Below are 11,564 nucleotides of genomic sequence, written 5' to 3'. Positions count from 1 at the left end.
TGTCTCAATCAACAGAGACTTTAGGGAGTCCGTTAGTTCCAGCATTTCAGTTTCTATGTCTTTTGATAATACTTGATTTTACTCCTTTACTTCTCTTATTTGGAAGCTTTAATTATTTGCTACTCCCCTTATAGCCTATAGCAAGCGAGCTAATTTACTTTGAATTATTTAGATAATATTCTCCCCGTGGAAGCAAATCAGTATTAATTTTGCTTGGTTTGCTGTCTTTGGCTTGAGAATACATCGTTACTTGGGCTGTTCGGATATCATCACGAATTCGAGAGAGCTTAATTTCTGCTTTGTCTAGAAAATCTTGAACTTGAGGTAAATCGAGCCTAGTTAATAATCGTGTTCGCTCAAAATCTATAGGGCGATCGCTTCCAAATAAAATTGATAAGTCTTCAGTAAGTTTGACATTGGTAACGAAAGGAAAAACACTCAACATAGTTTTTCTGGTTCCTGCACCCACATTCCATTGAGCAAAAAAGCCTTCTGGTTTTAACTTATTTCGCACTTCCTGAAAAAATTCTTGGGAGTAAAGCATTCCTGCACGCGATCGCCAAGGCTGAATAGCATCTGCTTCTATAATGTCGAATTTCTCTTGGGCTAAAACTAATTCTCTGCGTCCATCTCCCACAACAATCTCATAACGGGGGTCTTGCAGCAAATGTTTTAATGGCTTTCCAATAGGGGTTTGTGCATACTCATTTAAAACTGTCAATTCCGCCCCTAAAAGTTCTACCACTTTAACCCGTTCAGTTACAGGATTAACTCCCAAAGTATGAGGAGTACCTCCTGAACCCAAACCAATAATCATGATATCCGTTGGATTAGGATGTAAAAGCGCAGGAATAGTGCCTAACAGCCCATGAAGATGCATATAAGGAAAATGTGCTTGAACTTGTCCGCTAGCAAGTAAAACACCCTGTCCTTCGCTTTCGGCGATCGCTGCAACACTGGTAGAGTCTTCCGCCACGGTAAAATAGGCATCAGGGTGAACTGCTTGTAAAGCTGCCCATAATTGGGAATTAGAGGGGAAAGCCAGTACCAACATCACAGAAACAACGGTTAAGGCAATATTCAGTTTCGCTTTGAGCGAGCGCGGGTAAATCAATAAAAGAAAGCCCAACCCAAAACCACAAAGTAACTTAATTGAGCCTGAAGTTCCCCAGCGATCTAATAAGACTAAACCCGTTACCAGACTACCTACAGTGTTACCTAAAATATTAGCTACCAAAATTGAACCCACTCGTTTCCCAATAGAATGCTGGTCTTTTTGAACTGCTTTCTGCACTATAGGAAAATAAAAACCTAACAATAAATTAGGCAAAATCATCATTACAGAAGGAACAATTAAGTATTTAAAAATAAGCGAGAAATTAATATTGTCAAGATCGATAAAGCCAATATCGGAACGTAGATCGGGGTTGTTTTGCCAATAAGTAGCAATTATCCATATAGCGATCGCAGAATACACTGCAACCATTCCTTGAATTAACAAAAATACCTTTTTGGGTTGACGAATATACTGATTCACCTTAGCTCCCAACAAACTACCTAAACCATTACTTACTAAAATAAAAGCAAGTAAATGGGCGTAAGTATAGGCATTAGATTGTAAAGCAATATCTAAGACCCTAAACCAAATAATTTCCCAGGAAATAGCTGCAAAACCTGAAAGAAAAACTAACAAATACCATTGCTGAAGAGAGTTACTTGTTGTGTGAGGCAAAGAATTGGCAAAAGTATTATCCTGGGGAAAACTAGCCTTGTGGCGAGCAAAATTCCGCGAGATAATTAATGCTACCAAACCCACACAGGCACTAAAAAACGAACCTAAATAAACTGTTCCCGCGTAACCCAAAGTCCCTACAATATACCAGCCAGAAACTAGAGTACCCACGCCCGATCCTAAAGTATTAATTCCATACAACCAACCAATACGAGAAGCTGCATTCTCCGCACTACGGCTAACTGCTTTGGACAGTAGAGGCAAAGATAACCCCATCATAGTTGTGGGTATTAACAAACTGACAAAGACAATCCCTAGCATTACCACAGGAGACTGCGCCAAATATTGCAATCGCAGAAACAGCAAATCGTAAAACAAAAAACGACTACAGATAGCAAAAACCGCAATTCCCAAATTGCAGCAGCCATAAATCCTCACACACTGACGATTATTAAGGCGATCGCTTATTCGACTGCTAAGCAGGTTTCCCAATCCTAAACCTAATAAATAAGAAGCAATTACCACAGTTACAGAGCGCACATCAGAGCCAGAAAATAACCCTAACATTCGTTGCCAAGCAACTTGATATAGTAATGCGTTAAAACCAGATATAAAAAATAGTGTAAATAAGACTCTGATTGCCCAAGGTTTTTTGATAGCTACAACTTCCGTCTTTTTGGTTGCTGTTTTTGCCATTTCCACAAAAATTTATCAAATTTTATTTAACTTGCGGAAGTATTTTGACACAGTATAAAAAAATATTAGATATCAATGAAGTCACCGAGTCACCGAGTCAGAGATCAAAGATAATTAGTGATAACGAGCCACTAACCATATTATCCCGCTTGATATTATCCCACGAAGATGGGACGGGACTAACCACTTACTTTTTCAATATATTCTCGCCAATAAATAATCTTGCCATCATCCTGTAGTTCAAAAATAATGGCATCTTCTGCACGAGATATAGTATCCGATTGAATATTGCGATCGCTCCAATCCCATTCTACTGCACCTTGGGTATCACTAAGAATAATTCGCTTAATGGTGACTTTGGTATCGGTAAACTGTCGGAAATAATCTGTTGCTGCTTTTTCAATGGCTTCGACACCCTGAAACTTAAAACCTCCCGCTATAAAAACCGCATTGGGCGCGAAATCATTAACTATCCCTGAGACATTTCCCGTTTCCCATGCTTCAGCTTGTCTTTGTACCATAGCTTGTGTAGCTGTTCCAGAATTCATTTGCCCTAAAACCACTATCAAGGAAAATATCAAAGGGAAAACATAAATCGGTATCAGTTTTTTCACTTCTAAAATCAAAGATAGGTGGGCAATGCTATCCTTACAACAAAATTACAGCACGTTTTCTGAGATAGAATGCTTTAAATCGATTGGAGTTGCTACAGTTTGAGAAGTAGTTGCATTAAATGCAGGAACACCCAGAATATCTAAACTATCCAGTAAAGCTTCTTGAATCGAAGACTCTTGAGGTTGATCCAGCATAAAGTAAAAATACTCGATCAACTGTAGTCGGTGTTCCCGATCCAAGGTATTTTTGTGAGCTAAATTAGTTAGCTGACGGATGGCAATAAAACGCTTCAAAGGATCGGCAGCCGTTAAATCTCCTAATAATTGGTCAAATTTTGCCAGATTGCGATCGCCATTACTCCGATTAATATGCCAACCCAAAAGAATCAAAGTAATTAAAGTACCAAAACCTTGCAAAATCGATCCCGTTGCTAACCAACGATTTTCGGTATCAGCCCAAATAGCAGCAACCATATAGGTAAAAAATCCGCCTAGGCTACCACCACCGACAGCAAATAATAATTTACGATTGTGACCAACTAACCAACTAACCCCAGTTTGCCATAACTTACGATATCGCTTTTGAGAAGTTTTGTAGGTGAGCCACATTAACCCGATACCTATACTGGTAGCAAGTAATAATTGTCCATTCCACCACCATAAACTGACAAAAGCCAGCATTAACAATCCTTTTCTCACTATTTGAGATACTTGCTTAGAAGATAGTGCCAAAACATCCCAATCTTGAGCTTTAGCCTGAGAAAAAATTGATAATAGAAGTTGCTCCCATCCGTATGATGTCTTACTCACAACGGTTTCCTTCCGCATTTTTACTTATAGCTTACCAATTTAACATTGAACTCGCGAACATTGAACATTTATTAGCTAGTGGTTAGTTAGTGCTTGGTTGCTTTTCTTGCTTACTGTACTCATCACGCTTTCATTTGACGAAGTCGAAGCAGGCTCCGTCTTTTTAAGGCGGAGTACCTTCGACTATTAAATCCCATATTGAAAACTAAAAAATAGCAGCAATGAGATATAGTTACCCCAAATGAGAACATGAATAAATTGAATATCTCTGCGGGCTAAAAGGAAAGAAGTCGCTATCAAAGTCATAATTACTGAGCCAAAAATTCCCAAGAGTAACCAATCAAAATCAATTTTGAGAACAAACTTGCCGTACAAAGCCAGCGAAATAAGTAAGATGGCAAAACAATTAAACACAGATACCCAAGTCAGAGGATAACCAATATAGCTTGGTAAATTGCGTAATTGATGTAGTTGTTTCCCTGCTGCTAAAGCCAGTATGGGATAGAGAGGTAATACATACCAGCGAGGATGGGCAAGCTCGCTTAAAGGAATCACATTAGCGATCGCTAAAAGGGGAAAGAATAAACAAACACTACCTGTCACCAGTAAAAATTTTGCCCATCCCCAATTGCGATAATGCCAAGCCAGCCTTAAACCATAAAAAGCCACAACAAACCAAGGAGAAAAATAGTGCAAAAATGTCGATAGATAGCGGTTAAAGGATTGATTGGTTAACCATTCCCAAGATAATTTAGATTGCAAGGAAATAGCAAAAGCCCCATATTGCCAATTTGCCCACAAATTAATAATTGGCTCGTAAAAATACCATTGAGCTATCCACCAAGCTATCAAAGGCATCATGCCTAAAATCAAGCCACAATAAAAATAAGGACAAATCAATAGGCGGGGAGTATCCCAGCGTAAAAACAGGAAAATAAGAACTGCTAATGGTAAAACCGACCAATTGTCTGTTAAACCCACCAAACAAAACCCAAAACCAGTCATTAAAGTCCAACGCAAATCTCTTCGAGAGCGCAAAATTGCCCAAAGAGCAAACATCTCAAAACAAAGCAAAGGAGCATCCAGCGTTCCCCACCTTCCCTGACTAATGACAGGAAAAAAAGTTACATAAACACAGCAAGCTAGTAAAGTAGGAGCAGTTGTCCTAAAAAGTTCGCGACCAATACCGTATAAAATAACGGTCGAAAAAGCTCCCAATAAAGCAGAAGGCAAACGGGTAGTCAAAGGGCTAACCCCGCCAATATTGAAAGTAAACGCTAGAAGATCGGGAAATAAAGGGGGTCTAAATACTTCGGGGTTGCCTGAAAGTGTCGGAAAAATCCATCGCCAAGAATTAGGCGGTGCTTGCCAAATTTCTTGCGCTATTTTTACCATCGTACCTTCTTGCAATTCATCTAGAGGTAAGCTACCAAGGTTAACTGTAAATAAAATTAAAGCAGCAATCACCAATAAAACTAGATAAAAATATCCCCACCAGCGATCTTGCCGACGCAAATTAGATAAACGTTTTCCAATAGAAGTATCAAAAGCCATGAAATCAATAAAAAGGGGATTTTGTTACAGACAACAAACAATCAAAAATCACCGTGAACGCTTTTGGCGATCGCTTTTTCTGCTCTGTATTCTTAAAGCAGATACTCAGTGAGTTGGAATTTTAAAATGTCTTCTCTAAAATTCAGATGTTAAAATACGCCCAATAGAATAATCTTGAGATAAATTACTAATTTTCATTGAGATTGAAAGAAAACTAAAGTTCAATCTCTCAAAGGTTGGAATCGCCAAAAAGCGATCGCGTAGTGCCTGCTTTCGCAGACTGCGTAGTGCCAGGCTCAAAGGCGATCGCCAATAATCTAAGAGAATTTAAAATTAATTTTAAATGAACTCTTTATATGGTACTCCAACAGGATCGATAACTGATAAAAGAACGAGTCAAAAAAACAACTTATGGAAGGATCTTTTGAAATTACTCTGCAAATAGTAATCGCAGTTCTCGCAGGGATCACAGCCCAAGTAATCGGAGAATATCTTCGAGTTCCCAGCATTGTGTTTCTGTTGCTTTTCGGAATTATTTTAGGTTCCGATCTTTTGAATGTACTCCATCCCCAAGAGTTAGGAATCGGCTTAGAAGTTTTAGTTGCTCTTTCGGTTGCCATCATTTTATTTGAAGGAGGACTAAATCTTGAATTAAGAGAGCTAGGAAGGGTTTCTGGTAGTTTACGTAACCTAGTCACTATTGGCACGCTAATTACTCTCATTGGTGGGGGAATGGCTGCCCATTGGTTAGCAGAATTTCCTTGGTCAATTTCTTTTCTCTATGCTTCCCTAGTGGTTGTCACTGGTCCGACAGTTATTGGACCATTACTAAAACAGGTTAGAGTAGATCGTCAAGTAGCCACTTTATTAGAAGGTGAAGGAGTTTTAATCGATCCAGTAGGAGCGATTTTAGCAGTAGTTGTTTTAAATACCATTGTTAATACTAATTCTGCTCCCTTAGATGTCGTTGGAGGCTTACTATTTCGGCTTGGTATAGGGTCTGTAGTTGGTGGTGTAGGAGGCTGGTTACTGGGTTTATTTCTCAAAAGTGCAGATCGGCTTTCCGAAGAACTTAAAAATTTAGTAGTTTTAGCTGCAATGTGGGGCTTATTTGTTCTCTCTCAACATCTTTACAGCGAATCTGGACTAATGGCAACCGTAGCAGCAGGTATTGTAGTTAAAGCTTCCTCTCTACCAGAAGAAAGATTGCTCAAAAGATTTAAAGGGCAATTAACCGTTCTTTGTGTATCGGTGCTTTTCATCCTCTTAGCTGCGGATTTATCAATTGCTAGTGTGATTGCTTTAGGTTGGGGTAGTTTACTTGCAGTAGCAGCTTTAATGTTTGTAGTGCGTCCTGTAAGTGTCTTCTTTTGCACCATCAACAGTGATTTGAACTGGCGACAAAAAATATTTTTATCTTGGATTGCACCCAAAGGGATTGTTTCTGCTTCTGTCGCCTCATTATTCGCAATCTTGCTAACCGAACGGGGTATCAACGGTGGAGACTCTATTAAAGCCCTAGTCTTCTTAACCATTATCATGACAGTATTTTGTCAGGGCTTGACGGCTGGATGGGTTGCTAGTTGGCTAAGGATTACTTCTAGCGAAGCTAAAGGCGCAGTTATTGTTGGAGGAAAAGAATTAGGGCGTTTAGTTGCAGGTTTATTTCAAGAAGCAGGAGAATCTGTAGTTTTAATTGATACTGACCCAGAAGCCTGTAAAAAAGCAGCAGCCGAAAATATTCCTGTATTCCAAAGTAGCGCACTTGATGCTGATGTTTTGACCGAAGCAGGAATCGAATCAATGGGTACTTTTATCGCTTTAACTAACAATGGGGAAGTTAACTTAGTACTAGCCCAACGAGCCAAAGAAGAGTTTCAACCCCCCAAAGTTTTGGCAGTATTTCCGCAAAATAATTCTGCTTCTAACAACAACAAAATTAAAGTTAATCAAGCATTTATCCCTGAACTTTCCACAGAAACCTGGAATAAATATATTCATGATGGTGAATTTCAATTAGAGAAAATAGTTTTACGAAAACCTCAAATATCCTTACAACAAGCTCATTTACAAGCTTTGATCCGTTCGGGAGAACTACTACCTCTCATAGTGAAACGAGATGCTAAACTACAAATAGTTAAAGCAGCAGAAGATTGGCAACCAGAGGATGAAATTTACTGTATACTCCACGATCCTCGCTCGAAACTCATGAAGCGACTTTCTGGTAATAATCAACCTTCTCGTTTGGCCTTAAATAAGTTTTCTGAAGTAGAAAGCATTCCTATTAGTCCTAAAAAAACTATTCCAGAAGGGGCAAATTAATAAGGAGTGAGGAGCGGTGCTTGGGGAGAAAGGTTTTAAATGATTTTATGGTTTGCACCTCTAGTTGGTTTATTTGATTAATTGAGGATTAAAACTACCAAATCAAACCGACTAAGTCTCTTGTTAGCAATGACAGCGCGCTGCTCTGCTTGGGAAACCTACGCTTCTAGAAACACGCTGCCTATCAATAGTATTACATCAATGACTAGAGTTGATGGCAATTTGCTTTGTTTACTCTGTAGCCAGCTTAATTCCTAAACCAATAAAAATTATTCCTGTTATTTTGTTGGCAATATTGATTAATCGAGCTTTAGAGCGAACAACCTGGGAAACTTTTGCTGATAATAAAGCAACGATTATAAACCATAAAGTGCCAGTAATGACAAACAAACAGCCCAAAAAGAATAATGAAAATACCCGATCTCTGCTGGCTGGATCGACAAATAGAGAGAAAAATCGTAGCAAAAATAGAGCAACTTTCGGATTAAGAATATTGGTTAAAATACCCTGTAGATAAATATTCCAGAGATTTTTATTTTCTCTCTTCAGAGCGATATCTTCTTGGAAGTTATTGCTGATGAATATTTGAATACCTAGATACACCAAGTATATAGTACCAATCCATTTTAAGACAGTAAAGGCAATTGCTGAAGTAGCTAAAATGGCTGATAAACCAAGAGCAGCAGCAGTACTATGTAATAAAGTACCTGTACTAATACCTAAAACAGAAACAATACCAGCTTTTCTTCCTTGGGTTATGCTACGAGCCATAATATACAAAGTATCTGTACCAGGTAACAAATTGAGAGAAATTGCTATTAATAAGAAAGTATAAAGATCTTGGGTACCAAACATCATAAAAATTTTAGGGATAACTTTTGAAATCAAGCAATTTTGTTGATGATGTTATCATTCACTTGCAATCATTCCAGTTATTCAAACTATTAACTCGATCTTATTCAAAAATCTTCTTAATATGCTAGACAATTAATCAAAAAAACAGCCAGTAATCTTTGTTCAGAAGCTTGACTATTAGGCAAAGAACTTTGTGGTGAAACTAAAGATGAATTAGTCATAGCAAGACGCAACAATTGTTATATCTTCCAAGCCCACAACCTTCAAAAAAGCCTGACTGCGCTGCTAATATGTTACAGCAGGTAGGGTTAGGAGATAGGATTGATTACTACCCTGATAACCTCTCTGGAGGACAAAAGCAACTAGTCGCGATCTCGTAGTACCTCGTGAAAGCGAGACCGCTCGTGTCTTGGTATCTCATCCCGCGATCTTCTTAGCGGATGAACCCACCGCAGTCTTAGATAGTAAATCTGGTAGAGATGTAGTTAATTTAATGCAAAAACTAGCCAGAGAACAAGGCAGCACTATTTTACTCGTCACCCACGATAATCGTATTTTCGATATTGCAGATCGCATCGTTCATTTAGAGGACGGTAAACTGGCTAATAATTCCCTGAAAAAACAAGAAGCTGCTCGATAATTTTGTAATCATAAAGTAATGCATTATATTGATTATAAAAAATGCTATGTAATACAAGATTAGTATAATTGCTCTCTTAATGAGCCTTTTTTTTGCTCTTTTTCCTAGTTTTCTCTTTTGCTGTTTATAATATTGGAGCTTAATTATTACACATCATATAGTAAAGAAGGAAGCAAGCAATGAACACATCTGTTAGCTCGAAAGTAGAAAACAATAAATTCAGAATTAACTATGATGTCACTGCTGACTGGAATAATGGTTACACTGCGAATATCAGCTTTACAAATAAAGGTAACAGCTTCAAAGACTGGACTATGACTTTCGAGAGTGAAAGGGAGATAGATAAGATTTGGAATGCCGAATTGGTGTCCAGGGATGGTAATAAATATACCGTGAAGGCGGTTGATTGGAACGATCATGTTAGAAATTGGGAAACTACCACATTCGGGTTTAGGGCAAAAGGAGATGATAATCTAACACCATCCAATTTCACATTGAATGGTCAGAGTATAGGGGGAAATTCTCAACCTAGTAATCCTACGCCTAATCCTAATCCTGCACCCACACCTAGACCTACTTCTGCACCAAACCAACCAAGTTCTAACGCCATTGTCCAAAGCTTTGAAGGTCATTCAAATGGTACAGTTTACGATCACGTTGCCCAAAAAAAGGATTGGAATTTGCTTTGGTCACAAGATGCTCGAATGAAAAATTTTGCTAAAATTACCAACTCTGAAGCGTATTCTGGCAATAATTCTCTCCGCATTACACATAGTCCTACCCAAGCATCAGGAGGTGGTGCTGTGTGGGAGATTCCTGGAAAAGATGTGTACTACTTACAGTATAAGGTTAAATTTGAAGCTGGTTATGACTTCAATGGCAGAAAGTATAGCGGTGGGAAATTACCTGGTCTTACCAGTACAGACGGTCAGGCGAGCGGTGGTCAGGATGCTAATGGCTCTAATGGATATACCACTCGATATATGTGGCGTGAAAATGGTCAAGCCGAAGCATATGTATACCACATGGATAAACCTGGACAATGGGGAGAGAGCTTTGATTTCAAAGACGTATCTGGTCAAGATGTTTATTTTAAACCAGGGGAGTGGCATGAACTTACCCAGCGCGTAGAAATTAATGACGGCAATCAGAAAAATGGTTCTCTGGATGTGTGGATGGACGGTCAACAGGTACTAAACATTGACAACCTGCGGTTTGTCAACAACGGTAGCAAGGTTGATGCAGTCTACTTTAGTAATTTCCACGGTGGAAGTGGCCCTGATTGGTATCCCGACAAAGAATCCCACATCTATTTTGATGATTTTGTTGTTTCCACCAACCCAGCAGATGTAGGAGTCTAGGCTTTAAAGGCTTATTCAGTAATTGCCAATTAAACTGTTAACACAATTTTATGTTGGTTTTATCAATGCAATAGCAATGGTTCTCATTGCAATTTAAATCATTATGACTAATAGGCTTTGTTTTTTGCTTTGAACTTTACCAGGACATTCATCTTGTACCAAATAGAAAAAAGAATGCGACACATCCTGTAAAAGCGAGTCATTCATTCCTACCTAAGAATCATCTGTTGCAAATATCATTTGATTTGGTATTATTTACGAGACATTTTATGGGTAAGGTAAATTGCAATTAACAAGCCTACTACTGTAACAACAGAATATTTGGTAAAGATATTTTTCTAGAAGATCGGCCCAGAGAAGATTTAGTACCATTTATCAAAAATAGTGGGAGAGATCGAATTAAATTGTAGTAGCGCGTCTAGACTAAAATGCTGGGTTAATCTCTTGAGTGAAAAATTGTTGTCTCTGAAGTTTGGAGATTAGGGGGCTTAAATTATACCAATTCTCGCGCACTAGCTAAATACATGACCAAATTATTTACTATTACAATTAGACTCTGAAAACTTTGTCATTCTTGACTTATGGCTTTTGACTTTTTATTTTTGACTTTAAACTAAGTCTTTTATTACTTTTGAGCGCGCTGCTCTGCTTGGGTTTCCAAGGGGCTGTGTCCGCCACCTGCGGGCGGACTTTATAAGTCCCGCCAAGCTTATAGAACCAAGCTGTTGAGAAACGGTATTATACGAAATCCGATTATAAAAGACCTGATATAATTCTCAAAAAGTAACCCAAAAAAATTAATGCCGAGAAAAGCTTATTTAGTAAAGCATAAGAGCTCAGAGGAATTGAAGCGAAAATACTTAAAGAGCAAAGACTCAGTAGAATCCAGAAGGTGGCACTTGCTTTGGAAAGTATCTTTGGGATGGACGATTAAAAATAGCGCGGTTGCAGTAGGGATAAATTATGATTATGCTCAAAAA

Annotated in this window: 7 protein-coding genes and 2 pseudogenes; 4 read left to right on the top strand and 5 right to left on the bottom strand. The window is 38.4% G+C overall.

The features are described from left to right. Window positions 1–154: 154 nt before the first annotated feature. The 4 genes from H1P_RS25285 to H1P_RS25270 all read right to left on the bottom strand — a co-directional run bounded on the left by H1P_RS25285 (window position 155) and on the right by H1P_RS25270 (window position 5,406). The gene (locus H1P_RS25285) at window positions 155–2,428 is read right to left on the bottom strand and encodes a fused MFS/spermidine synthase (RefSeq protein ID WP_144872636.1); all 2,274 of its coding nucleotides are present in this window, start codon (window positions 2,426–2,428) and stop codon (window positions 155–157) included. A 179-nt stretch (window positions 2,429–2,607) separates the two neighbouring features. Further along, complete coding sequence (locus H1P_RS25280) at window positions 2,608–2,976, bottom strand: nuclear transport factor 2 family protein (RefSeq protein ID WP_144872634.1); 369 nt, start codon at window positions 2,974–2,976, stop codon at window positions 2,608–2,610. Between the two features lie 111 nt (window positions 2,977–3,087). After that, window positions 3,088–3,852 (bottom strand): ATP synthase subunit I, encoded by a 765-nt coding sequence (locus H1P_RS25275; protein ID WP_144872632.1) that lies wholly within the window; start codon window positions 3,850–3,852, stop codon window positions 3,088–3,090. A 186-nt stretch (window positions 3,853–4,038) separates the two neighbouring features. Then, on the bottom strand, window positions 4,039–5,406 hold the full coding sequence (locus H1P_RS25270; RefSeq protein ID WP_144872628.1) for an ArnT family glycosyltransferase: 1,368 nt from the start codon (window positions 5,404–5,406) through the stop codon (window positions 4,039–4,041). Window positions 5,407–5,817: 411 nt separating this feature from the next. On the opposite strand from H1P_RS25270, the gene H1P_RS25265 reads away from it, so the two are divergent. Beyond that, a complete protein-coding gene (locus H1P_RS25265) occupies window positions 5,818–7,728 on the top strand; it encodes a cation:proton antiporter (RefSeq protein WP_144872625.1) in 1,911 nt (636 codons plus the stop codon). Window positions 7,729–7,959: 231 nt separating this feature from the next. Here the strand turns inward: H1P_RS25265 and H1P_RS25260 are convergent, their stop codons facing one another. Continuing rightward, a complete protein-coding gene (locus H1P_RS25260; protein ID WP_144872622.1) occupies window positions 7,960–8,586 on the bottom strand; it encodes a LysE family translocator in 627 nt (208 codons plus the stop codon). Window positions 8,587–8,757: 171 nt separating this feature from the next. Here H1P_RS25260 and H1P_RS25255 point away from each other — a divergent pair. The 3 genes and pseudogenes from H1P_RS25255 to H1P_RS37715 all read left to right on the top strand — a co-directional run. Then, a pseudogene (locus H1P_RS25255) lies at window positions 8,758–9,223 on the top strand (ATP-binding cassette domain-containing protein); the annotation flags it as partial. Window positions 9,224–9,402: 179 nt separating this feature from the next. Then, complete coding sequence (locus tag H1P_RS25250; RefSeq protein ID WP_144872619.1) at window positions 9,403–10,584, top strand: polysaccharide lyase; 1,182 nt, start codon at window positions 9,403–9,405, stop codon at window positions 10,582–10,584. A gap of 800 nt (window positions 10,585–11,384) precedes the next feature. After that, window positions 11,385–11,564: pseudogene (locus tag H1P_RS37715) on the top strand (IS630 family transposase); the annotation flags it as partial.

The sequence above is a fragment of the Hyella patelloides LEGE 07179 genome (assembly GCF_900659865.1).
Lineage (GTDB): Bacteria > Cyanobacteriota > Cyanobacteriia > Cyanobacteriales > Xenococcaceae > Hyella > Hyella patelloides.
This window is presented reverse-complemented; position numbering and strand designations above follow the sequence as displayed.

Excerpts from the sequence above, each read along its gene's own strand:
- H1P_RS25270 (WP_144872628.1), bottom strand. The coding sequence starts at position 5,406 with ATGGCTTTTGATACTTCTATTGGAAAACGTTTATCTAATTTGCGTCGG.
- H1P_RS25260 (WP_144872622.1), bottom strand. The coding sequence starts at position 8,586 with ATGATGTTTGGTACCCAAGATCTTTATACTTTCTTATTAATAGCAATT.
- H1P_RS25250 (WP_144872619.1), top strand. The coding sequence starts at position 9,403 with ATGAACACATCTGTTAGCTCGAAAGTAGAAAACAATAAATTCAGAATT.
- H1P_RS25280 (WP_144872634.1), bottom strand. The coding sequence starts at position 2,976 with ATGAATTCTGGAACAGCTACACAAGCTATGGTACAAAGACAAGCTGAA.
- H1P_RS25265 (WP_144872625.1), top strand. The coding sequence starts at position 5,818 with ATGGAAGGATCTTTTGAAATTACTCTGCAAATAGTAATCGCAGTTCTC.
- H1P_RS25285 (WP_144872636.1), bottom strand. The coding sequence starts at position 2,428 with ATGGCAAAAACAGCAACCAAAAAGACGGAAGTTGTAGCTATCAAAAAA.